This is a genomic window from Rhizobium jaguaris (assembly GCF_003627755.1).
Taxonomy (GTDB): domain Bacteria; phylum Pseudomonadota; class Alphaproteobacteria; order Rhizobiales; family Rhizobiaceae; genus Rhizobium; species Rhizobium jaguaris.
Genome location: NZ_CP032694.1, coordinates 4,321,257 through 4,344,747 on the forward strand (window position 1 = coordinate 4,321,257; position 23,491 = coordinate 4,344,747).

At 60.5% G+C, this 23,491-nt stretch carries 23 protein-coding genes; 10 read left to right on the top strand and 13 right to left on the bottom strand.

Features of this window, described 5'->3' with window-relative positions:
* The first annotated feature begins 30 nt into the window (after nucleotides 1–30).
* Nucleotides 31–423 (top strand): DUF427 domain-containing protein, encoded by a 393-nt coding sequence (locus tag CCGE525_RS21040; protein ID WP_120705987.1) that lies wholly within the window; start codon nucleotides 31–33, stop codon nucleotides 421–423.
* On the opposite strand, the gene CCGE525_RS21045 is transcribed toward CCGE525_RS21040, so the two are convergent.
* Genes CCGE525_RS21045 through CCGE525_RS21055 form a run of 3 tightly spaced genes read right to left on the bottom strand, consistent with a single transcriptional unit; the run spans nucleotide 420 to nucleotide 3,200 of the window.
* Nucleotides 420–1,490 (bottom strand): ABC transporter ATP-binding protein, encoded by a 1,071-nt coding sequence (locus CCGE525_RS21045; protein ID WP_120705988.1) that lies wholly within the window; start codon nucleotides 1,488–1,490, stop codon nucleotides 420–422. The genes CCGE525_RS21040 and CCGE525_RS21045 overlap by 4 nt on opposite strands.
* 20 nt (nucleotides 1,491–1,510) lie before the next feature.
* A complete protein-coding gene (locus CCGE525_RS21050; protein ID WP_120705989.1) occupies nucleotides 1,511–2,359 on the bottom strand; it encodes a carbohydrate ABC transporter permease in 849 nt (282 codons plus the stop codon).
* Nucleotides 2,352–3,200 carry a carbohydrate ABC transporter permease gene (locus CCGE525_RS21055; RefSeq protein ID WP_245472053.1) on the bottom strand — a complete coding sequence of 283 codons (849 nt, stop codon included), beginning with the start codon at nucleotides 3,198–3,200 and terminating at the stop codon, nucleotides 2,352–2,354. Before CCGE525_RS21055 ends, CCGE525_RS21050 begins: the two co-directional genes overlap by 8 nt.
* Between CCGE525_RS21055 and CCGE525_RS39045 the strand changes: the two genes are divergently transcribed.
* A complete protein-coding gene (locus CCGE525_RS39045) occupies nucleotides 3,199–3,363 on the top strand; it encodes a hypothetical protein (protein ID WP_245472054.1) in 165 nt (54 codons plus the stop codon). The two genes, CCGE525_RS21055 and CCGE525_RS39045, sit on opposite strands and share 2 nt — an antisense overlap.
* Here the strand turns inward: CCGE525_RS39045 and CCGE525_RS21060 are convergent.
* Nucleotides 3,360–4,670, bottom strand: a complete 1,311-nt coding sequence (locus CCGE525_RS21060; protein WP_120705991.1) for an extracellular solute-binding protein — start codon at nucleotides 4,668–4,670, stop codon at nucleotides 3,360–3,362. The genes CCGE525_RS39045 and CCGE525_RS21060 overlap by 4 nt on opposite strands.
* A 221-nt stretch (nucleotides 4,671–4,891) precedes the next feature.
* On the opposite strand from CCGE525_RS21060, the gene CCGE525_RS21065 reads away from it, so the two are divergent.
* From CCGE525_RS21065 to CCGE525_RS21080, 4 genes are all read left to right on the top strand, one after another.
* Nucleotides 4,892–6,097: an ROK family transcriptional regulator gene (locus tag CCGE525_RS21065; RefSeq protein ID WP_120705992.1), complete on the top strand. Its 1,206-nt coding sequence runs from the start codon at nucleotides 4,892–4,894 to the stop codon at nucleotides 6,095–6,097.
* A gap of 41 nt (nucleotides 6,098–6,138) precedes the next feature.
* Nucleotides 6,139–7,239: a Gfo/Idh/MocA family protein gene (locus tag CCGE525_RS21070; protein WP_120705993.1), complete on the top strand. Its 1,101-nt coding sequence runs from the start codon at nucleotides 6,139–6,141 to the stop codon at nucleotides 7,237–7,239.
* Nucleotides 7,240–7,391: 152 nt separating this feature from the next.
* Nucleotides 7,392–8,462: an IS110 family RNA-guided transposase gene (locus tag CCGE525_RS21075; protein WP_120705994.1), complete on the top strand. Its 1,071-nt coding sequence runs from the start codon at nucleotides 7,392–7,394 to the stop codon at nucleotides 8,460–8,462.
* 279 nt (nucleotides 8,463–8,741) lie between these two features.
* Nucleotides 8,742–9,383 carry a ThuA domain-containing protein gene (locus tag CCGE525_RS21080; RefSeq protein ID WP_120705995.1) on the top strand — a complete coding sequence of 214 codons (642 nt, stop codon included), beginning with the start codon at nucleotides 8,742–8,744 and terminating at the stop codon, nucleotides 9,381–9,383.
* 217 nt (nucleotides 9,384–9,600) lie between these two features.
* Here CCGE525_RS21080 and CCGE525_RS21085 read toward each other — a convergent pair whose 3' ends face one another.
* On the bottom strand, nucleotides 9,601–10,440 hold the full coding sequence (locus tag CCGE525_RS21085; protein ID WP_120705996.1) for an oxidoreductase: 840 nt from the start codon (nucleotides 10,438–10,440) through the stop codon (nucleotides 9,601–9,603).
* Nucleotides 10,441–10,545: 105 nt separating this feature from the next.
* On the opposite strand from CCGE525_RS21085, the gene CCGE525_RS21090 reads away from it, so the two are divergent.
* Together CCGE525_RS21090 and CCGE525_RS21095 are read left to right on the top strand one after the other, a co-directional pair.
* Entirely contained in the window at nucleotides 10,546–11,487 is a 942-nt protein-coding gene (locus tag CCGE525_RS21090) for a LysR family transcriptional regulator (protein ID WP_120705997.1), read from the top strand.
* 167 nt (nucleotides 11,488–11,654) lie between these two features.
* Nucleotides 11,655–12,683 (top strand): CorA family divalent cation transporter, encoded by a 1,029-nt coding sequence (locus CCGE525_RS21095; RefSeq protein ID WP_120705998.1) that lies wholly within the window; start codon nucleotides 11,655–11,657, stop codon nucleotides 12,681–12,683.
* A gap of 20 nt (nucleotides 12,684–12,703) precedes the next feature.
* On the opposite strand, the gene CCGE525_RS21100 is transcribed toward CCGE525_RS21095, so the two are convergent.
* The 8 genes from CCGE525_RS21100 to CCGE525_RS21135 form a co-directional block, all read right to left on the bottom strand.
* A complete protein-coding gene (locus CCGE525_RS21100) occupies nucleotides 12,704–13,759 on the bottom strand; it encodes an ABC transporter ATP-binding protein (protein WP_120705999.1) in 1,056 nt (351 codons plus the stop codon).
* 30 nt (nucleotides 13,760–13,789) lie between these two features.
* On the bottom strand, nucleotides 13,790–14,605 hold the full coding sequence (locus CCGE525_RS21105; protein ID WP_120706000.1) for an aldo/keto reductase: 816 nt from the start codon (nucleotides 14,603–14,605) through the stop codon (nucleotides 13,790–13,792).
* A gap of 4 nt (nucleotides 14,606–14,609) precedes the next feature.
* A complete protein-coding gene (locus CCGE525_RS21110; protein ID WP_120706001.1) occupies nucleotides 14,610–15,440 on the bottom strand; it encodes a carbohydrate ABC transporter permease in 831 nt (276 codons plus the stop codon).
* Complete coding sequence (locus CCGE525_RS21115) at nucleotides 15,437–16,294, bottom strand: carbohydrate ABC transporter permease (RefSeq protein ID WP_120706002.1); 858 nt, start codon at nucleotides 16,292–16,294, stop codon at nucleotides 15,437–15,439. Before CCGE525_RS21115 ends, CCGE525_RS21110 begins: the two co-directional genes overlap by 4 nt.
* A gap of 344 nt (nucleotides 16,295–16,638) precedes the next feature.
* Nucleotides 16,639–17,859 (bottom strand): ABC transporter substrate-binding protein, encoded by a 1,221-nt coding sequence (locus CCGE525_RS21120; RefSeq protein ID WP_120706003.1) that lies wholly within the window; start codon nucleotides 17,857–17,859, stop codon nucleotides 16,639–16,641.
* Between the two features lie 65 nt (nucleotides 17,860–17,924).
* Entirely contained in the window at nucleotides 17,925–19,046 is a 1,122-nt protein-coding gene (locus CCGE525_RS21125; RefSeq protein ID WP_120706004.1) for a mannonate dehydratase, read from the bottom strand.
* Between the two features lie 115 nt (nucleotides 19,047–19,161).
* Nucleotides 19,162–20,340: a mandelate racemase/muconate lactonizing enzyme family protein gene (locus tag CCGE525_RS21130; RefSeq protein ID WP_120706005.1), complete on the bottom strand. Its 1,179-nt coding sequence runs from the start codon at nucleotides 20,338–20,340 to the stop codon at nucleotides 19,162–19,164.
* A gap of 117 nt (nucleotides 20,341–20,457) precedes the next feature.
* The gene (locus CCGE525_RS21135) at nucleotides 20,458–21,153 is read right to left on the bottom strand and encodes an RraA family protein (protein WP_120706006.1); all 696 of its coding nucleotides are present in this window, start codon (nucleotides 21,151–21,153) and stop codon (nucleotides 20,458–20,460) included.
* Nucleotides 21,154–21,307: 154 nt separating this feature from the next.
* Between CCGE525_RS21135 and CCGE525_RS21140 the strand changes: the two genes are divergently transcribed.
* A complete protein-coding gene (locus CCGE525_RS21140; RefSeq protein ID WP_120706007.1) occupies nucleotides 21,308–22,093 on the top strand; it encodes an IclR family transcriptional regulator in 786 nt (261 codons plus the stop codon).
* 79 nt (nucleotides 22,094–22,172) lie between these two features.
* Nucleotides 22,173–23,369, top strand: coding sequence for a mandelate racemase/muconate lactonizing enzyme family protein (locus tag CCGE525_RS21145; RefSeq protein ID WP_120706008.1), 1,197 nt, complete (start codon nucleotides 22,173–22,175; stop codon nucleotides 23,367–23,369).
* Nucleotides 23,370–23,491 lie beyond the last annotated feature (122 nt).

Sequence of the window (23,491 nt, forward strand, 5' to 3'; positions counted from 1 at the left end):
AGATCGTCACCAAAGCCGAGGAGAGCAAGAATGTCCGAAAAGCTGGTCAAGATTCCCGGTCCCGATCATCCCATCGCGATCGAGAACAAGCAGGCCCATGTCACCGTTTCGGTCGCCGGCAAGGTCATCGCCGATACGCGTGAAGCGCTGTCCCTGAAGGAAGCCACCTATCCTGCCGTCATTTATGTGCCGCGCAAGGATGTCGACATGTCTGCGCTTCAGAGGACCGACCACGCCACCTATTGCCCCTATAAGGGTGATTGCTCCTATTACAGCATTCCAGCCGGCGGCGAGCGTTCGGTGAACGCGATCTGGACCTACGAAAATCCCTATGCCTCCGTCAGCCAGATCAAGGACTACATGGCCTTCTACCCCGACCGGGTCGACGCCATAAACGTCGACGCCATCAATATTGACGCTTAAAGCGCCAAACCGCTTCCGCTATCGAAAACATAGACCTGATCGGCATTGACGGTGACTTTCAATTGCTCGCCATAGCGAACCGGGGCTTCGCCGTCGACAACGGCCGTCACCTGTTCGCCGGCAAGCTCGAAGAGCACGTGGGTCTGCGCGCCTGTTGGTTCGACCAGCAAGGTCTGGCCGGTGAGCGCCGAGCCATCGCCCGTCAAACTGAGATGTTCCGGCCGAAGTCCGATCTTGACGTTCTGGCCGGGTTTCACTTTGCGCGCGCTCGCAATGCGCACCTGCGTGCCATCCTTCAGCCGTACGGCCGGTGAGCCGTCGACGCCATCTGCCACGCCATCAAGAAAATTCATCGCCGGCGAGCCGATGAACCCGGCGACGAAGAGGTTGGCGGGCCGGCGGTAAAGCTCGATCGGCGTGCCCTGCTGCTCGATCTTCCCCTGGTTCAGCACGACGATGCGGTCGGCAAGCGTCATCGCTTCGATCTGGTCGTGCGTGACATAGATCGAGGTCGTCTGCACCTTCTGATGCAGCGCCTTGATCTCCGAGCGCATCTGCACGCGCAGTTTCGCGTCGAGGTTCGACAAGGGCTCGTCGAACAGGAAGACCGCCGGATTGCGCACGACGGCGCGGCCCATGGCAACACGCTGACGCTGGCCGCCGGACAGCTGCGCCGGCTTGCGGTCGAGCAGTTTGGTAAGGTCGAGCATGCGCGCGGCCTCGTTGACCCGCTGCTCGATCACCTGCTTGGTCTCTCCCGACAGTTTCAGATTGAAGCCCATGTTCTGCGCGACCGTCATATGCGGATAAAGCGCGTAGGACTGGAAAACCATGGCGATGTTGCGCTCGCGCGGCGTCAACGCATTGACCACCTGGCCGCCGATCGACACATCGCCGTCGGTGATTTCCTCGAGGCCGGCGATCATGCGCAACAGGGTCGACTTCCCGCAGCCGGACGGGCCGACAAGGGCAATGAACTCGCCATCGCCGATCGCCAGCGAGACATCATGGATGACCGGCAGCGCGCCATAGGCTTTGTGAATATTGTGCAGTTCGACGGATGCCATGCTTTTTGCTCCGGTAGGGCTCAGGATTTCACGGCACCGGCGGTGAGACCCGCGATGATGTGCTTCTGTGCCAGGAAGAAAACGATGATGGTCGGCATAATGGTCAGCGTGATGAAGGCCAGCACCAGTTCCCATTCTGTGCCGAATTCGCCACTATAGACCATCATGCCAAGCGGCCAAGGGTAGATCGAGTCCGAATTCAGCATGATCAGCGGCAGGATGTAGCTGTTCCAGCTGCCGACGAAGGAGATGATGCTGACCGTGGCAACGATCGGACGGGAGAGCGGCAGCGAGATGTGCCAGAAGAAGCGGATATAGCCGCAACCATCGACGAAAGCCGCCTGAAACAATTCTTCCGGGAGGTTGCGAAAATAGTTTCTGAACAGAAGAATGCTCATGCCGAGGCCAAAAGCCACCTGCGGCAGCACTACGCCCCAGTAGGTATTGAGCAGACCGAGATCGCGGATGCGGATGAAAAGCGGCAGGATCGCGGTGGCCGCTGGGAACATCAAGCCGATCAGGAAATAATTCAGCAGGAAGTTCGAACCGAAGAACTTCACATGCGCAAAGGCGAAGGCTGCCATGGCCGAGACCGTGACCGTCAGGAACACGGTCAGAACGGCGATGATCAGCGAGTTCATCATCTGCCGCCAGTAACGGTCGCCGAACAGGATGCCGGTATAGTTCTCGAAATGCCACTCGGACGGCAGGCCGAACGGATGGGTTCTGAGGTCGCCCAGCGACTTGAAACCGCCGAGCGCCGTGGTCAACAGCGGGATCAGCACGATGGCGGCGATGATGGTCAGCGACGCGTAGAGATAGATCTTCGTGCCGGTGGTCATGCGAACGGATGAGGCCATATCAGTCATTGCGCATAAATATCCGTTTGTAACCGAAGGCGAGGGTGACGCAGATGACGAACAGCACGACGCCGACGGCGCTGCCGAGGCCGACCTGCATGCGGGTGACGCCGAAATTATAGAGGAAGGTCACCATCGTCTGCGTCGAGTTGAATGGTCCACCGCCGGTAAGCGGCATGATCAGATCGAAAAGCTGCAACGAGCCGACGACGGCGAAGAAGACCGACAGGCGCAGTGTTGAGCCGAGCAACGGCAAAGTGACGTAACGGAATTTCTGCCAGCCGGTGGCGCCGTCAATTTCGGCGGCTTCCAGCACGCTCTTGTCGAGGGACTGCAGGCCGGCGATGAACAGCATCATGTGGAAGCCGAAATATTTCCACACGATCACCGCCAGCACCGCATACATCGCCAGATTCTTGTCAGCGAGGACGTAGGGCGTGGCTGTGCCCAGGAAATGCGAGATCGCGGCGAAAAGACCATAATCGCCGTCATAGACGAAGCGCCAAATCAGGCCAGCGGCCACTTCCGCCAACACATAGGGCAGGAAGAAGATCAGCCGGAAGAGCACGACGCCGCGAATGCGGTTCGCCAGCATCGTCGCGAGCCAGATGGCAAGCGGCACCTGGATCGCGATCGAAACCAGGATGATCAGCGCATTGTTCTTGAGCGACGTCAAGAAGGCGTCGTTCTTGAAGAGAACCTGGAAATTGCGCAGGCCCACGAATTCCGTCGGCGGGCCGTAGCCATTCCATTTGTAGAGGCTATACCAGGCGGCTTCTCCCATCGGCAGGATGACGAAGATGGTGAAAAGCAGCAGCGCCGGCGGCAGGAACAGCAGGATGACAGGCATGCGACCGCGTGCGGCCGGCGATTTTCGCCGCGCTGCGGGTTTCGCTCTTGCGATGGGTATGGCGGTCGTTGCGCTGACATCGGTCATTGGCGGTCTCGACTTTGTAATTCAAAAGAAGAATGGCGCCGGCCAAGGTGAATTGCCGGCGCCCGTCGGCGGTTAGAGCTGATCCTGCTCGAAGGCGTCCTGGACCTGCTGTGCGCCATCCTTCGGCGTGATCTGACCCGAAACGATACCGACCGAGATGTCGTTGACGACGCGGCCGACGGAAGGACCGAGATCCTGGTCGAAGAAGTTCTGGTGCCAGGTCGAATGCGCCAATTGGTCGGCCGATGCATGCATCAGCGGGCTCTTGACGCCATCTTCCGAACCGATCGTCACCGGAATGATCATGCCGGCCTGCGCCATGATGCGCTCATTGTCCGGATTGGTCAGATAGGCCAGGAAGTCGAGCGCTTCCGGCGGTGCCTTCTTGGTCACGGCCCAGCCATTCAGGCCGCCGAGCGTATCGGTCGCAAGACCGGCGCCACCCGTGACCGCCGGGAAGGCGAAACGGCCGATATTGTCGTCGGCCAGACCCTTGCCGTCGCCGGCATTGGTGCGCTGGTTGGCGGCGGTGTTTTCAAAACCGAGGATCATAGCAGCCTTGCCGTCGCCGAAGACGCCGAGCGCCTGCGGCCAGGTGGTGCCGAGATAACCGGGCTGGAACGGATCGAGCTTGCCGAGGTCTGCGAGCTGCTCGCCGGCCTTGATGATCGCCGGGTCGTTGAAGCCGTTGCCCTGGCCGGTCTTGGCCGCGGTGAAGACCTGCTGGCCTCCGTCACGCATCACCAGATAGCTCCAGTAGAAGTGGATCGGCCACTTCTCGCCGCCACCGCCTGCGATCGGAACGATGCCGGCAGCCTTTATCTTCTTGACCGCGGCCAGATAGTCGTCCCAGCTCTTGATGGCTGTCGCATCGACGCCGGCCTTGGCGAAGAGCGCCTTGTTGTAGAAGAAGGAAACGGTGCCGAGCTTGAATGGCACGGCGCTGATTTTGTTGTCGAAGGTGAGGCCCTTTACGGCAGCGGGGTTGTAGGTCTTCAGCCAGGCGCCGCCATTGGCGTTCATCGCCGTGGTCAGGTCCATCAGCGTGCCGGTTTCTTCCTGCTGCTTCAGCACGCCGCCGCCCCAGCTATAGAAGAAATCCGGTGCGTCCTTCGATTGCAGCAGCGTCGGCAGCTTGGCCTTGAAGGCTTCATTCGCCAGGAACTGCATTTCGATCTTCACGCCCGGATGCTTGGCTTCGTATTGATCGGCGATCTTCCGCCAGATGGCGATGTAGTTCGGATCGAGCTCCAGGTGCAGCCACTTGACGACCGTATCCGCGGCCGCGCTGGTAGCACCGGCAAGGATCGCAAGCCCTGTGGCGGCGGCAATGGCGGCGATACGCGCACCGCGAAGGGCTTTCGCCCCACGTTCATACAGCATGATTTTCTCCTCCCAAGGGAACAAGAGCCTCAATTAATTTTTCCCTTATGCGGATTAATTCAACGGAGCTTTGCTGAAATGTCAACCACCATTCCCAAATTTTCCGCAAAGAGGCCGGAAAACGGCTTGACATAAGGCACTATGCATAGGCTATTTAATTCGCATCCCGTCAAAAATATCAGGCTCGCAGCCGAGCGGAAGCATCATTCGGCACCATTCTCATGAAAACAGCAGACCCCGAGCTTATGCGGGCGATAAACCGCTTCAACGTGCTGGATACCATCCGGCGGGCGGGTTCGATCGCACGTATTGAAATCAGCGAACGCACCCAGCTTTCGACTACCACGGTCTCGGCGATCACCGCTTCGCTACTCGATGACGGCCTGATCTTGGCGCGCACCGAAGGCGACTTGCGGGAAGCAGCAGCCCGTGGCCGGCCGCGCGTCATGCTGGAGCTAAATCCGGACGCCGCCCGCGTCGTCGGCGCAAAAATCGCCGCCAACCGCATGGTCTTCGTCGTCGCCGATTTCCGTGGCGAAGTGCTGTCGACGCTGACGCTCGCCCTTCGGGTCGACCGGCAACCGATCAGCGTCATCACTGATCTGATCGAAGACGGCGTGCGTCGCTGCGTGGTCGACGCCGATCTGGCGCTCGATGAAATTGATTCGGTCTGTCTGGGCCTGCCCGGCGTTATCGAACACCGCACTGGCCATGTGCGCTCCAGCCCGATCTTCCGCGAAAACGGCGTCGACTTCGCCAAAGACATGTCCGAGCGGCTGGGCGTCACCACCATCGTCGAGAGTGATGCGCATGCCATCACGCTGGCGCATCACTGGTTCGGCGAGGCGAGAGATCTCGACGACATGGTGCTGGTGTCGCTGGAACAGACCCTCGGCCTCGGCGTGCTTCATGGCGGCCAACTGTTTCGCGGTGCCGGTGGCTTGAGCCACAATCTCGGCGACCTCGCGCTTGGAATCGGGGCGCAAGGCATGATTAGGCTCGCGAGCCTGGCGGGCGAAAGTGCCATTCTCGGCGACCAGCCGAACGGTGGCCGCTTTGCTGAAGCCATCCGCCTCGGTCGCGGTATGGCCCATGCGAAAACATTGATTGCAGCCGAGGACAACACGCTGATCAGCGCGGCGATCCGGGCGGGCGAAGCCTGCGGCATGGCGCTTGCCAATATCGTCACCTTGTTCGCGCCGCCGCGCGTCATCCTCGTCGGATCGAGCCTGGCGCTTGGCCAACCCTTCCTCGACAGCCTGCGGGACGCCTATTCCCTGGCGATCCCGCCATCGATCAAGGGCGTCACCGAACTCGTCTTCGACCAGTCGACGGACGAAACCTGGGCGCAGGGCGCGGCTGTGGTCGCACTGCGCGAACTCTACGAATCTCCTTGGGGAACGACAGGGCCGGCACCGGCGCTCTAACCCCGTTAGGTAAGCACAGACACTTCATTTGGAGGAATTTTATGGAAAAGGTCGGTATTGGCATCATCGGTTGCGGAAACATTTCCGGCGCCTATCTCACCGCGATGAAATCGTTCCCCATTCTCGATATCAAAGGGGTCGCTGACCTCAATCGCGAACTCGCCGAAGCCAAGGCCGCCGAATTCGGCCTGAAAGCCGTTGACGTCGCTGCCCTGTTCGCAGACCCCTCGATCGAGATCATCGTCAACCTGACCATCCCGAAGGCGCATGTCGCCGTCGGTCTGCAGGCGCTCGAAGCCGGCAAGCACACCTATTCCGAAAAGCCGCTCGGCATCAATTTCGCAGAGGGCAAGAAACTCGCAGACGCTGCCGCCGCCAAGGGCCTGCGCATCGGCGCGGCTCCGGATACCTTCCTCGGCGGCGGTCATCAGACGGCGCGCGCCGTCATCGACGAAGGCGCGATCGGCATCCCGGTCGGCGGCACCGCTACCTTCATGTGCCCCGGCCATGAACGCTGGCATCCGAATCCGGCTTTCTATTACGAAGTGGGCGGCGGCCCGATGCTCGACATGGGTCCCTACTACATCACCGACCTCGTCAATCTGCTCGGTCCGGTTTCCCAGGTCGCCGGCTTTGCAGTGACCCCACGCAAGGAACGCATCATCACCAGCGAACCGCGTAACGGCGAGCGCATCCCGGTGCATGTGCCAACCCACGTCGCCGGCGTCATGGCTTTCGCCAACGGCGCCGTCGTGCAGATCGGCATGAGCTTCGACGTCGCCGGCCACAAGCATGTGCCACTCGAAGTCTACGGCACCGAAGGCACGCTGATCGTGCCCGATCCGAACCGCTTCGCCGGCCCGGTCGAATACCTCAAGAAGGGTGGCCAGTTCGAGGAACGCGAAGTCACTGCTCCCTATGCCGATGGCAACTATCGCTCGCTCGGTGTTGCCGATCTGGCGCATGCCATCCGCTCCAACCGGCCGCATCGCGCCAATGGCAGTCTGGCGCTGCACGTGCTCGAAGTCATGGAAGCCTTCCAGACCGCATCCGACACCGGCCGCACGGTCGCCATCACCACCAAGACAGAACGCCCGGCCCCGCTTTCCGAATCCCTCGTGGACGGCAAGATCGGCCGCTAATTGAGCTAATTCAGGAGGAGGTGGCATGAAAGAGGCCGCTCCCATCGAGAGAACGGATTTCTGAGATGCAGATGATCTTAGGACAGTCACGCTTTGCGCCGTTTGGCTTACCTTTGGTGGGTTTTCGCGAACTCAGTGAAGGAGAGCAAAGCGTGACTGCACCTTATGATTATCACATTGGGGTGGATTACCACAAAAGCTACAGCCACCTGGTCGTGCAGGATGGGGCGGGGAAGACGTTGCGATCCGGTCGAGTGAAGAACGATCGTCAGTCGCTCGGCTCGTTCCTGGAGCGGTATCGGGAGAACAGCCATGCGGTGGTGGAAGCCACCCGTAACTGGATGGTGATGTATGACTGGCTCGACGATATCTGCGACGATGTTGTCCTGGCGCATCCGCTGAAGGTGAAGGCGATCGCCGATGCGAAGATCAAGACGGACAAGATCGACGCGACGGTGCTGGCGCACCTGCTGCGCGCCGACCTGGTGCCGGAAGCCTGGGCGCCGAGCGAGAAATCACGGGAGCTTCGCGTGGCGCTGCGTGAGCGGATGTTTTACGTGCGGTTGCGGACGATGACCAAGAACCGCATCGTCACGGTGTTCGACCGTTACCCGGAGCAGATAGCCCAGCTGAAGAAGCTGGGCGACCTGTTCGGCAAGGCCGGGCGTCAGCAACTTGCCGCGCTCAATGTGTCGGAGATCGACCGCATTCAGATCAACCGGGGGCTGGAGTTCATCGGCGACATCGACGGGCGGATCAAACAGTCTGAAGCGACGATCCGAGCGATGACGAAGACCAACAGCAATGTGAAGCTGCTCAAGACCATCCCCGGTATTGGGGAGTTCTTCGCCCGGCTGATCGACGCCGAGATCGACGACATCTCCCGCTTCCGCAACCCGAAGAAGCTTGCCGCCTATGCCGGCCTGGTGCCCTCGACCTATTCCTCCGGCGGCAAGACCTATCACGGTAAGATCATCAAGCAGGGCAACAAGTGGTTGCGCTGGGCTTTTGTCGAGGCGGTCGCGCCGGCCGTCGCCACCGACCCGCAGCTTCGGGCTCAGTACGAACATCTGAAGTTCCGAGGAACGAATAAAGCGCGCGTCGCGATGGCGCGCAAACTTTTGACGATCGCCTTCCAGATCCTGCGTGACCAGCGCCCCTACGAGCGGCGCGGCGCAAACAGTGAGGAAGGTGCATCGTCGACGACATCCCGGCTGTCCTGATGACGGTTTAGCGAGCCCGGCAAGGCTGGGCTGCGCTCTTTCAGGAGAATGGGAAGCCGGGAGCCGAACGCCACTCTGTGACCGAAGCCGAAAAGCCGATCGGCGTTAGGGTCACGAATTGGAGAATGGTTCAAGACCGCAGGGCGGCAAAGCCCCGTCCAGCGAACGCGGAAGATTTAGCCGATCGGCCAAAACACCGATCAAGTCATAACCGAACCCAGGGAAAGCCACGCAAAACAAGCGTTTTTTGTCCTTGTGTTCTTTCATTGGAGAACCATCATGCGTGAAGCACTTATCGTCTGGGGCGGCTGGAGCGGCCACGAACCGCAGGAATGTGCCCATATCGTCCGCGACATGCTGGAAGAGGATGGCTTCAAGGTCTACCTCGAAAACAGCACCGAAGCCTTTGCCGATCCGTCGATCCATGACCTCAGCCTGATCGTGCCGATCGTCACCATGTCGAAGATCGAGAAGGAAGAAGTGAAGAACCTCGCCGCCGCGATCGAAAGCGGCGTCGGCATTGCCGGCTATCACGGCGGCGCCGGTGACAGCTTCCGCGAAAGCGTGGAATACCAGTTCATCATCGGCGGCCAGTGGGTCGCCCATCCCGGCAACATCATCGACTATACGGTCAACATCACCAAGTCGGACGACCCGATCATGGAAGGGATCACCGATTTCCCTTACACGTCCGAGCAGTACTACATGCATGTCGACCCGTCGAACGAAGTACTGGCAACCACGACGTTCACCGGCGATCACGCCTACTGGATCGACGGCGTGGTCATGCCGGTGGCCTGGAAGCGCAAATACGGCAAAGGCCGCGTCTTTTATTCCTCGCTCGGCCACCAGGCCAAGGAATTCAACGTGCCACAGATGAAAACCATCTTCCGCCGAGGCGCCAACTGGGCGGCACGTTAAGACCGTTTTCGCCCTTCTGAATGAAGGTCGCTCTCTTCCTGATCTTCTCCCCTCCCTTAGCATGGCAATTGCATATGAGATGAGGGCGCCGCGGCCACCTTCTCCCCCAGGGGAGAAGGAGCTTTCGGTGCTGATCCGCCCCCATATGCGATCGCCCTCCCTCCCTTAGGGAGAAGACAACGGCTCTTACACAGGCCCAAAAAGGCCGTCGCCGGTTTCAGACGTCGAGCCGCGTATTCGAACCGACATCCTTCCAAATTTCGAGATCAGCGAGCAACCGCTCCGCATGCTGGCGGACTGCATCGATTGCGTCATCACCCAATTGAAGCCGAAGGGGCGTGTTCTCGCTGGCCAATGCTAGGTCGATGGCGGCGGCGGCTTTCAAGGGATCTCCAGCCTGGGTTCCGTCCATATCAAGCATTGCTTTTCGCACACCGGCGAGCGTCTCGCGGTAGGCATCATGGCTCGGCATGAAGCGCTCGGCGTTGCTGACAAGTGATGTTCTGAAAGCACCGGGCTCGACGACGAGTACCTTGATCCCGAACGGAGCGACTTCCTGAGCGAGTGCTTCCGAAAAGCCCTCCAAAGCGAATTTTGTTGCGGAATAGGCTCCGACGCCGGCAAAGGACATCTGGCCTCCCATGCTGGAAATATTGACGATCGCGCCTTTTCCTCTTTTCCGCATGTGGGGAAGTGCCGCGCGGGTAACAGCCATGGCACCGAAAAAATTGGTATCCATCAGCGCGCGGATTTCGGCCTCCGGCGTTTCCTCCAGCGCCCCGACAATTGCATAGCCTGCATTGTTGATGAGGACGTCTATGCCGCCGAACGTCGCAATAGCGGTTGCAATGGCCTCATCCGCGGCGCCCGCGCGATTCACATCGAGTTCGACCGTCAAAAGCCGGTCGCCGCCCTCCGCCTGCAGCGATTGAAGTTTTTCTGTCGTCCTCGCGGTTGCGACGACATTGTAGCCCTTCGAGAGCGCATATCGAGCAAAGGCAAGACCAAATCCGGATGAGGCGCCGGTGATGAACCAGGTGGGTGTCGAGGTGGACATAGCGGTGATTTCCTGATCGCAGTTGATGTTGGCACCTACTATATCCGCGCGTGATAGATTGATAATATGGTTCTATCCGTACTCCTTATGCGATGGGATTCATGAATGGACCGCGATCTCCTTGCCCACTTGCCGGTATTTCTTGCGGTGGCGCGCCAAGGCAGTTTCGCGGGTGCTGCTGCAGAGCTGGGCCTAAGCCCCTCGGCAGTGAGCCACGCGATCCGCATGGTCGAGTCGCGGCTTGGCGCGACATTGTTTGCTCGCACCACCCGGAGCGTCGCCTTGACGGAAGCTGGGAACCATCTTCTGGGCATCATCGGGCCGGGGTTCTCTCAGATCGAAGACGGCCTTGATCAATTTCGCGCAAACACGGGCAATGTAACTGGCGTGCTGCGTCTCAACGTTCCGCGCACAGCGCTGGCATTGGCAATTACGCCGGTCATCGTCGAACTTTCGCAGCGTTTCCCCCAACTGACGGTGGAGATCGCCATCGACGATGCATCGGTTGATATCATCGCTCGCGGTTTCGACGCCGGAGTACGGCTCGGAGAAATGATTGCACAGGATATGATCGCCACGCGTCTGACCGCTCCCTTCAAGATGATCCTCGTCGCTGCGCCGGATTATCTGGCGCGAAAGGGCGAGCCACGATCCATACCGGACCTCGCAAATCACAATTGCATCGGATTTCGGCAGATCACCGCGGGCAGCCTCTACGACTGGGAATTAAGCGACGGCGGAACCATGGTCTCGGTTGCCGTCAAGGGAAGCTCGATCGTGACCGATGCCACCTATGCCAAGGAACTTGCCCTGGCAGGCGTCGGCATCACCTATCTCATGGAACCTCTGGCAAGAGCGGAAATCGAAAGCGGAAAGCTGAAGCAGCTATTGCCTGATACAGCAATCGAAGAGCCTGGCTTGTTTCTATACTATCCAAAGCGCGCCGCCACCGCGCCAAAGCTCCGTGCCTTCATCGACGTCGCCAAATATTGCCTGAAATTTCGTTCCGGAGACCAGACATCATCCGCAAGCCGTTCGACCCGGTAGGAGGGTACCAGAAGTGTCCGATCCCCATTCTGGTGAGCGGCCTTTTCGAGCCAACACTGCCTGCTTGCCACTTTAGCCTGACCTGATAAACTACAATCTGGCATGTCACAAGCTATTGTGCTGCTTGCGTTTTTGGCGCTCTAAAGCGCGGCGTGGATCAAGGCGCAATGGGAGCATCGAACACCTCTGCTGTGGCCTACGGCACCGAACCGGGATTGCGTTTCGCCTCCCTGCTCGACGGACATGGCGGTTGCAAGCAGCTCTGCATGGACGAGGTCTGTGCCTGGAAACCCGGAGAGGGCATCACCTGGCTGCATCTCGAGCGCGATCATCCCGCCGCCGCCGACTGGGTCACACACAAGAGCGGCTTCGACCCCTTCGTCATTGAAGCCCTGCTGCAGGAAGACTCCCGCCCTCGCGTCGAACCGGTGGGCGACGGGCTGCTGATTATCCTGCGTAGTGTCTGCGCCACCTCGCCGGATGGTGCGACACAGAATCCCGCCGATATCGACCTTGTACCCCTGCATCTCTGGGTCGACGGCAACCGTATCGTCTCCCTGCGCGACAGTGGGCATTACATCACGGCGCTGCGCGATATCCGTCTGTCGCTGGAGAAGCAAAAGGGGCCGCAGCGCACCGGCGACCTGCTTGCCCTGATCGGCGACAAGCTGGTGCGCGATCTCGAACCCGTGCTCGACGCCATGGATGAGGAGGTGGACGAACTCGACGAACTGATCTTTCATGGCGAAGCGAGTCAAGTGCGCGAACGGCTGAAGCTTTTGCGCCGGCGCGCCGTGCAGCTTCGCCGTTACCTTGCGCCGCAGCGCGATGCGCTGAACCGCATCGAACATGACGACGCGCCCTGGCTTGCCGAACGCGACAAGTTGCGCATGCGCGAGGTCATCGACAAGCTGATGCGCTATATCGAATATCTCGACGCCATCCGCGACCGCACCAGCATCCTGCACGATGACCTGTCAACCGTCATCAGCGAGCGCATTGCCCGCAATTCCAACCGCCTCGCCGCCCTTGCCGCCCTGCTTCTGCCGCCGAGTGTCGTGGCCGGCCTCTTCGGCATGAATGTCGGCGGCATTCCCGGCGTCAACGACACCTGGGCCTTCGTCATCATCGTCATCTTCGTCACGGTGAGCTCGGTCGCCACCCTCTGGGTGCTGAAGCGCATTAACTGGCTTTAGTAACTGCGTGCACTCGCCGGTCAGTCCCCCAGCCGCTTGCCCGTTTCGGCGTCGAATAGGTGAATATGGTCGGTTTCGACACCGATCTTCAGGATCTCGCCCGGCGCGTTGAGAATACGCTCGCGGAAGACGCCGATCAGGTCGTGGCCGCCGAGGCGCATGGCGACTTGGGTTTCCGAGCCCATCGGCTCGACCGTAACGATCTCGGCGGGAAGCCCTTGCGGGTCCAATCGCAAATGCTCCGGACGGATGCCGAGCGTGATCGGTTGGTCGCCGCGCGCGGCCGCGCCATTGACAGCGACCCGCGTCCCGTCGTCGGTGACGAAGCTGCCACCGTCCAGCCGCCCCTTGAGGATGTTCATGCTCGGCGAACCGATGAAGCCGGCGACAAAAAGATTGGCTGGGTTGTCATACAGTTCGAGCGGCGAGCCGATCTGCTCGACGATACCGCCATGCATGACGACGATGCGGTCGGCCATGGTCATGGCTTCGATCTGGTCGTGCGTGACATAGATCGTCGTGGTCTTCAGCCGTTGATGGTTCTGCTTGATCTCCGAGCGCATCTGCACGCGCAGCTTCGCATCGAGGTTCGATAGCGGCTCATCGAAGAGAAAGACCTTGGGATTGCGCACCATGGCGCGGCCCATGGCCACACGTTGGCGCTGGCCGCCGGACAGATGGCGTGGATAACGCTGCAAATAAGGTTCGAGGCTGAGCATGCGCGCCGCTTCCCCCACCCGCTTTGCGATCTCCGGCTTCGGCGCGCCGGCGAGCCGGAGCGAAAAGCCCATATTCGCCTCGACGGTCATATGTGGATAAAGCGCATAGGATTGGAAGACCATGGCGATGTCGCGCTCCTTGGGAGCGACGTTGTTGACCACCTTGCCGTCGATGGCGATCTCGCCGCCGCTGATGGCTTCCAGACCGGCAATCATGCGCAGCAGCGTAGACTTGCCGCAGCCTGAAGGCCCGACCAGCACGGTGAACTCACCATCGGCTATGTCGACGGAAACGCCGTGCAGCACTTCCAGCGCACCATAGCTCTTGCGTACCTCTGCAATTTTCACTGAGCCCAAAGATCTAACTCCGCCTATCGAGGAAAAGGGTCAATCGTCCCATCGGGGCGATTTTTCGGGATTGATGCGGCGATAGCCACGGTTGAGCGCTCGGATCTCGTTCATCTCCGCTTCGCTGAGCGAGACAGCGAGAGCGGCGTAATTGCCGCGCAGGTTCGTCTCGCTGGAGGAAGACGGGATGACAACATGTCCCTCGGCCATCAGGAAGGCGAGCGCGACCGCCGAGGCCGAAACGCCGTGGGCGGCGCCGATTTTTGAAAGCACTGGATCATCCCGGATTTCGCCCTTGGCCAGCGGCTGATAGGCCGTGAGCGTCAGGCCGATGCTGCGGGCATAGGCAACGAGTTTCGGCGCCTGCAGATAAGGATGGATCTCCACCTGGTTGGTGGCGATGGCGCCTGGACCCAGCAGCGCGCGGGTGCGTTCCAGCAAGGCGATCGGAAAATTGGAGACACCGATCAGCCGGGCATAGCCCTTCTGCTGAGCCTCGCCGAGCGCCAGCACGTAATCCTCGAACGGCACCGCATCCTTGTGTGACGGCCAGTGGATCAACAGCAGGTCGACCTGATCGACGCCGATCACATCGAGGCTGGCGCGAACGGAAGGCAGGAACTGAGCCTTGTTGAGCCTGGTGTCGGCAACCTTGGTGGTGATGAAGAAATCGCCGCGCGGCAAACCGGACGCCCGCACCGCCTTGCCGACAGAATCCTCGCTGTTATAGCTCTGCGCCGTATCGAGATGCCGGTAGCCGATCTCGATCGCCTTCAAGATGGCCGCCGCGCCGTCATCGCCAATGCGGCCGCCGGTGCCAAGACCCAGTTTCGGAATGGCCTTGTCCATGGTCATGATCCTATCCCTTGGTTGCGCCCGCGGTCAGACCGCCGACAAAGAGGTTTTGGAAAAACAGGAAGAGCAGCGCGATCGGCACTGTCATCACCATCGAGGCCGCCATCACCCCGCCCCAGTCGGTGTTGAACTCGGTCGAGAATTCGGCAAGGCCGATCGGCAGCGTTTTCACGGAACTGTCTGTCGCGAAGCAGAGCGCGAAGATGAACTCGTTCCAGGTGGTGACGAAGGCATAGACGAGCACCGCCACCAGCCCCGGCGTCGACAGCGGCAGGGTGATGCGGAAAAGGATGCCGAGGCGCGAGGCCCCATCGACGATTGCCGCTTCCTCGAGCTCGATCGGGATAGCCTTGAAATAGCTGGTCAGCATCCAGACGCTGAGCGGCAACGTGATGATCATGTAGACGAGGATCAGGCCCCAATAGGTGTTGACCAGATGCAGATAGCGCAGCGTGATGAACAGCGGCACGATGATCGCCGCCGTCGGTAGCAATTGTCCGACCAGCACGAAGGTCTGGAAGAACGGCTTTCCCCTGAAATCGAAGCGGGCGAAACCGTAGGAGGCGAAGATGGCAAGGATCAATGCCAGCAGCGTCGAGCCAACGGAGATGATGACGCTGTTCATGAAATAGCGCGGAATGTTGGAATTGAAGATCACCTTGACATAGTTGGCGATCGTCGGCGCGTCGGGTAGCCAATGCGGCGGCACGGTGTAGAGCTCTGGCAGCGCCTTGATCGACGACAGCGCCATCCAGGCGAAAGGGAAGAGGCAGACCAGCACGAGCACGATCGACGCGACGGCGATGATGATGGTCGCAGGCACGCTTCTGTTCATCGCGCTTCCCTCGCCGACATCGCCTGCATTTTCAGGTAGATCGCGACAATGATCGCCGCCACCACGAAGAAGATCACCGACAGCGCGGCCGCCTGATTGAACTGAAAGCTCTCAAAGGCGAGCTTGAAGATCTGAATCGGCGTGATCAGCGTCCGATTGGCCGGGCCGCCGCCGGTGATCGCATAAATGATGGTGATGGAATTCAGCCCCCAGATCACCAAGAGCAGCGTAACCGCCGTGATCACCGGCCAGACCTGCGGCAGCGTCACGAAACGGACTTCCTGCCAGAAGTTGGCGCCGTCGAGTTTGGCCGCCTCATAAAGATCGGCGGGAATGGCTTGCAGACCGGCCAGCACCATGATGGCAACGAAGGGAAAGAGCTTCCAGACGTTGATGGCGATCAGCACCGGCATCACCGTATCGCGATTTGTGAGCCAGCTAATGGGTGCCGGAATGACGCCCGAGCCGGTCAGCATATAATTGATGATGCCGAACTCCGTGTGGAACATCCAGGCCCAGGTGGTGGCTGCGACGATGCCGGGCACGACCCAGGGGATGAGGGTGATGGAGCGCAGCAGGCTGCGGCCGGTGAATTCCAGATTGAGCAGGATCGCCGCCGCGGTGCCGAGCACGACCTGGAAGACGATCGAACCGCCGACGAAATAGATGAGATTGATGAAAGCCTGCGTCGTGACCGCGGGCCGCAGCACATTGGCGTAATTCTTGATCGTCAGGGCGCCCTTGGCATCGGTGGCGCTGAGATAGCCGGTATAGAACACCGGATAGGCGATCAGCATCGCCAACACGATCATCGCCGGCAGTATGAAAAGAAGTCCCGTCGATTGACGGCCCATGGGTCAGCCTTTCTGGTGAACTGGGTGCCGGCTCCGAGGCTTCGGGGCCCTGCTTTGCTCGAACGAGGTGGGTGTCTCGGCGGCTAGTCAGGCAAGTTTGGCAATGCCGCAAGCCTGTGCCTGGCCCCTCACTCCAGCCCTCACCCCGCGATGCGGGAAGAGGGAGGTTTACCGCGCCAGATCAAAGCACTAACGCGCTGCAAACGCGGATTAGTCCCGTCTCCCCGCATTGCGGGGAGAGGGTGAGGGTGAGGGGCCATGCAAAAAGCTGCGGCAATCGGAAACTCACCTGTCTTTCCCCATCACCAATACGCATCGTTGAAGTACTTCCGAACCGCCCACTCTCAGCTATCCAGCAGCGCCTGGATTTCGTCATTGGCTTGGTCCATCGAGGCTTTCGGGTCCTGGTCGCCCGAAAGAACGCGTTGGACGCCATCGAACAGTGCCTGGCTGATCTGCACCCAATGCGGCGTGTTCGGAGACGGCCGGCCGTAGGGCAGGATCGCTGCGAACTGCTTCAGCATCGGATCCTGGAAGCGCGGCAGCTTGAGCGCCGAGACGCGGGCCGGGAAGGTGTCGGTGAAGAAGCCCTGATTGTCCGAAGTGTTCAGGAATTGCAGGAGCTTCTTGGCGTCATCCGGGTTCTTGGCGTCTTTCGGGATGACAAAGCTCCAGCCACCGATGACGCCGGCAGTCTGCTTGCCTTCCGGATGCGGCGTCGCCATGGCACCGAGATTGATCTTGGCGTTCGCCTGGCGGATCGGGGCAACGTCATACTGCCCGGTTTGATACATCGACACCTTGCCGGCGATGAAGAGCTGGCGGTTGGCAATGCCATCGTTTTGGAGCGTCGAATCCGGCGAATATTTATTCTTGTAGAAGTCGGTGTAGAACTTCACCGCCGCAATGGCTTCCGGCGAGTTGACCACGGCGGTCTTGCCGTCGGCGCTGATGACGTTGCCGCCATTCATCCAGATCAGCGGCAGCAGACGGGTGACGGTATTGCCGACTTCGCCGCCGCCGGTGATCGCCATGCCGAATTTGCCGCCGGTCGTCATTTTCTTGGCGGCGTCGGCCCATTGATCCCAGGTCTGCGGCGGGTTGGCCGGATCGAGCCCGGCAGCCTTGAAGTCATCGAGATTATACATCACGCCGACGCATTCGATGCGATAGGGGATGCCATAGAGCTTGCTGTCATAGGTGTCGTAGTTGATGGCGGCCTTGTTGTAATCGTCCTTGTCCTGAATGACGTCGTCGAGCGGCAATACGAGGTCCGACTGCGCATAGCCCTGCACCCAGGGATGCTGCACTTCAATGACGTCAGGTGCGGCGCCCGATTGCAGCGCGGTCAGGATGCGCTGCGGCAGGCCGTTGGAGGTGGTGATCTCAAGCTTGATGGTAATGCCTGGATTGGCCTTTTGGAAATCTGCGGCCAGTTTCTCGGCGCGCGGCTGCCCCCAGTTGGGCGTCCACCAGACGACTTCGCCGGCCATGGCCACGCTGCTCAAAAGCGACGCCGCCGAAAACGCGACAGCCGCGAAGGCCGCCATTCTGTATTTGCTCATCGTCTCCTCCTCTATAGACGGCACGATCGCCGCCGTTTTTCCTCTGGCCAGACACTGGCTTTGCTCTATGAAGCGGCCCTCTCCCCTTCAAATGAGGCCACCTCCCGCGACCGCGCCGGGCCGAGCGCATCGGCGTTCATCGTCAGGGCCTTCATGAAACCGACCGTATAGGCATGGCCTGCATGCCAGGGCGCCGGACAATCCAGCGCCGGCACATGATCGGGCACCATGACGCCCTCAAACCCTTCGTCGCGCAGCACCCGGACGATCTCGGCCATGTCGACGTCTCCATCATCGACAAAGGTCTCGACATAGTGCGGGACCTTGCCGCGCACGTTGCGGAAATGCACATAGGCGATAGCGCCGGCGCGGGCGAAATGCCGCGTCGTGCTGTAAATGTCGCCCTCGGCCATCTCGGCGAGCGAGCCGATGCAGAATTCGAGCGCATTGGCCGTGCTTGGCGCGAGCGCCAGCAGCCGTTCATATTTGGCGTGACTGTTGACGAGACGCGCCGTACCGCGCAACCGCTCCACCGGTGGATCGTCGGGATGGGCGGCAAGCCGCACATTGGCCTTCTCGGCAACCGGCACCAATTCCTTCAGGAACCAGGCGAACCGTGCCCAAAGCTCCGGCTCGCTGACCGTCACCGGCGCCACACCGGGGATTGCCGGACGATAGCGCATGTTCATGACCATGCCGTCCGGAAGCGGGCTTTGCGCATCGAATTCGTCCGCATCGAAGACGGCGGTCATGGCACCACCGCGGGCGATGCGCTTCTGTTGCCAGCCCCAGACGCCGGCGAGCGAAAAATTGTAGCCGATGACGGGAATGCCGGCCCGACCGGCATCGCGCACCAGCTGTTTCAACCCATCCATCTGCTCAAATTTCTTCGGCCCGTCGAGCAGGATATCCGACCAGAAATTCGGCGAGATGTTTTCCATCGCCGCGACCTTGAGGCCGTGGCGGGCGCACATCGCGACAATGTCGGACATGCGCTCATAGCTCCAACGCAGCGCGTCGATGCACTCGCCGTTGATCGGCCCGACGCCCTCGCGATAGGGATCGCCTTCCGAATTGCGGGCATAATCGGTGAGATGCACCACAACGTCACCAACCCCGAGCTGGGCGGCATAACGCGCACCCTCCTCGGTCAACCGATCGCCGCTGAGTGTCAGACCCACCCTCACCACGTCCTCCCAAGACGATGCTGGTATTCCCGACCAACTAGTTCAAATTTGAAACTCGTCAATTCTTTAGTAAACTTGCGACAAGAGCGGTTCACTGTCAATTCCCTGGCGTGGCTCACGTCTTCGGCGCATTCGAAAGTGTTGCCGCACCGGTCGCGACACCGCTGGTGTTCATGCTGCCGTCGAAGAGCGGCACGTTGTAGGGCGCGTAAGGATAACGCGCACAAGCCTCCTCGATCAGCTCGACGCCGAGGCCGGGCGCGGTCGGCGCGAGAATGGCGCCATCCTCGAATTGCAGCGTTTCGTTGACCAGCTCCTTTCGCCAGGGCACATCGACCGACACCGTCTCGAAGATCGAGAAATTCGGCACCGCCACCGACATATGCAGCGTCATGGCATTCATGACCGGGCCGACCGGATTGTGCGGCGCGACAGGGATGAGATGATGATGCGCCATATGCGAAATTCGCTTGGTCTCGCCCATGCCGCCGGCATGCGAAACGTCGGGCTGCAAGATGTCGATGGCTTTCTTGTTCAGGGCTTCCAGGAATTTGCCCGGCTCGAACCAGCGCTCGCCGGCGGCGATCGGCACGGGGCTGTGGGCACGGACGTCGACCAGCGCATCGATGCTTTCCGGCGGTGTCGGCTCTTCGATCCATCTAAGGTCGTAGGGCGCCAATTCCCGGCACATGGCGATCGCGGTCGGCACGTTGAGCCGACCATGCACGTCGAGCATCAGATCGACGTCGGGGCCGACGGCATCTCGAACGGCTGCGACGATATCGATGGTCTGGCGGCGCTGCTTGCGGTCCATTTCGAGGTCGGCGACATCGAACGGGTCCCATTTCAGCGCCCTGTAGCCCATGGCGACCGCCTTGCGTGCATTCTCGGCATATTGATCCGGCGTTGTCGCGCCGAAAAACCAATGGTTGGCGTAGCATTGCACGCGATCGCGATATTTGCCGCCCAGCAGCTCAAACACCGGCACACCGAGCGCCTTGCCCTTGATGTCGAGCAATGCCGCCTCAGTGGCGCCGAGCGCCGTGCGAAACACGGCCCCCGTACGCCAATAGGAGTCGCGATGCAGTTGCTCGATGATCGCATCGACCGCGAAGGGATCGCGGCCGATCAGCACGCGTTCCAACTCCTCCAGTGCCGAGACGACCGTCTTTGTCTTCCATTCGAGCGTCGCTTCGCCCACACCTTCATAGCCCTCGTCGGTGTAAAGCTTGACGAAGACGAAATTGGTGCGCGAGACGTTGGCGACGAAGACCTTCTGTGCCGTGATTTTCATGGCTCCTCCCCATACGCAAGCAAGGGCTTGCGTTGATGTCATGCTGTTTTCGCCTCAGAGCGGGATGCCGAAAACTGTGCGCGGTTTTCGGGCGACATCCCGCTCTAACTTTTTGATTTAGAGACGGCCGTATTTGGCATAGACATCGGCGACATCGCCGCCGGCGCGGATCTCGTTGCGGGAGCGATTTTCGATGGCGATCATTTCTTCGGCACGTGCCAGCACTGCGTCGACCTTATCGGCCGGGATGACAACCACGCCGTCCATGTCGCCGAACAACCAGTCGCCAGGGTTGACGCGGATCTGCGCGGTCAGCGTGCCGGTGACCGCAATCGGCACTTCGATGCCGCTGATGCGCGTGCGCGTGCGCGACTCGATCGGCGAGAGATAGCGGGTAAAGACCGGCCAATCCTCCATGCCGATCAGGATATTGCCGTCGCGAATGCCGCCGTCGACCACGATGCCGGTGGCGCCGCGGCTCTTCGAGCCCGTGCTCATCAGCTCGCCCCAATGGCCGGAATGACGTTCGCCTGCGCCCGCGATCAGCACCACGCAGCCCGGATACATCTTGCGGAAGAAGGTGAAGGTCTTCACTTCCTCGATATCGTATTCCTCGTCGGTGCGCACGTCGGCGCTGACCTTGACGGTGAAAGCCGGGCCGGCAATGCGCATCGAGCGGTCGAGCCCCCGAATGCCGAGGTCCATGCACTGATTGGGCAGGCCCATCTCGTCGAGAATGTCGTAGACCGCCGCGGTATAGAGCTTTTTGAAACGCGCGGCTTTGTCGGCAATCGCGGCCGTATCTCTTTCCATCGTGATTTTCCTCCTCGCATGGAACGGACTCTGACGGCGCCGCTCCCGGATAAAACGATCAGGTCGACTTATCCATATTTGAACTTCCTCTGTTCAATAATGCATGGTAATGGGATGACCAAAGAAATGTCAACGCCTGCGAGATCAAGTTTGAATGATTGATGATACGAATGAAACGGCAGGGTCGAAGCACACGATACCGGTCATTGACCGCATGATGGATGTGCTCGGCCAGCTCGAACGGCGATCGAACGGCGCAACGATCCGCGAGCTGACGGCGCAACTCTCCCTGCCGCGCACGACGATCTACCGTATCCTCAACACGCTGCAGGGCCACGACATGGTGCGCCGTGACGACAATGGCAGCTACACGCTTGGCCGACGACTGCTAACGCTCGCCTCGCATGTTGTCGCCAGCGTCAGCGACATCGATATCGCCGCCATCGGCCAGCCTTTCCTCGACCGGCTTTCGGCCGAGCTCGGCGAAGGCAGCAAGCTTTCGGTGATCGACCAGGACGGCATATTGGTGGTGGCAGCCTCGCAGGGGCGACGCGAATATGCACTGACCGTAGCCCCCGGCCAACGTATGCCGATCCATGCCGGCGCGGCCAGCAAGCTGCTGTTGGCGCATCTGCCGGCGGACGAGCTGGCCATCTGGCTGGCCAAGCCGCTGATCGGCTACACGCCGAAATCGATCACCGATCCGAAGCGGCTGGCAAGCGAGCTTGTCCGCATCAAACGTCTCGGCTGGGCACAGGATCGCGGCGAAAACGCCCCGAGCATCCACGCCTTTGCCGCCCCGGTCTTCACCAAGACGGGACGGCTGGCGGCAGCGATCAGCGTGCCGTTCCTGGCGGGGGCCGAACCGAGCCGCATGGAGGAAATCCGAATTGCTGCCATCGACGCAGCGCGGGCGATGAGCGAGGCCATGCCGGTCTAACAGCTACCAGCGCGTGATCCCAAAAACCGTGAAGCGATTTTTGGATCAGATCATGCGCCAAGACGAAACAGGAGGAGCAATGAAAATCGTCGACGTCAAATGCGCCATCATCGGCAAGAGCCCGATCGTGCGGATCGTCACCGATAAAGGCATTTCCGGCTACGGCCAGGCAGAGACCTGGAAGCCCTATCTGAAACCGCACATTCTCGCCTTTCGCGACGCGCTGATCGGCGAAGACCCGACGAATGTCGAACGCTGCGTGCTGAAGATCCGCCAGCGTGGCGGCTTTAAACCTTGGGGTTCGGCGGTCAGCGTCATCGAAATGGCGCTCTGGGATATCGCCGGCAAGGCGGCAGGCGTCGCCGTCCACAAGCTGCTCGGCGGCCGAGTGCGCGACCGCGTCCGCGTCTATAACGGCTCCATCCGCTTCCCGCTCGCCGGCCACCGCCCGGAAGACCTCGCGGACGATCTCAAGAAGATGATGGCCTTGCCTGAGGGTTTCACCATCATCAAACAACCGATCGGCTTTCATTCGCCGATGAAACGCGAGATTCCGAATTTTTACTACGGCGAACCGAACGCCAGCCCCTTCCACGGTGCGCTCGACCGCGGCCCGATCACGGAGAAAGGCTTGCGTCATTTCGTCGATTGCGTCGCCGCCATGAAAGAGGTCGCCGGCGACACGATCGGTCTGGCGCTAGATTGCGGCCCCGGCTGGATGCTGCCCGACGCCATCCGGTTGGCCCGCATGCTGGAGCCTTACAATCTGCTCTGGATCGAAGACCTCTTGACCGGCGACTATACGCCCTGGGTCAACGCCGGAGTCTACCGCGAACTGACCCGCGTCAGCACCACGCCGATCCACACCGGCGAGCAGATTTATCTGCGCCAGAACTTCAAGGAGCTGATCGAAACCCAGGCCGTCAACGTGCTCGGCCCCGATCCGGCCGACGTCGGCGGCATCGCCGAGCTCAAATGGATCGCCGAATATGCCGACCTGCATTCGATCCTGTTCGCGCCGCATGGCACCGCCAACGGCCTGCTCGGATTGGCCGCCTTGATACAGGTTTCGGCCACGCTTCCCGCCAACTTCATCGCCTTCGAATATACGACCGGCGATCCCGACTGGTGGTACGACATCGTCGAAGGACTGCCGGAGGTGATCGTCAAGAACGGCTTCATCGATGTCATCGATCGCCCCGGCATGGGCGTCGATCTCATCCCGGAAAAAGCCAAGCGCTATCTCGCCGAGGACGATCGCGACTTTTTCGCCTGATTTTCAGCCCTGCTCACAACGGGAAGGCCGAGCGCGCTAAGCACGATAAGCTCCCTCTCCCCGCTTGCGGGGAGAGGGTTGGGGTGAGGGGCCAGGCGAGGAGTTCCGACAAACCGGAAATC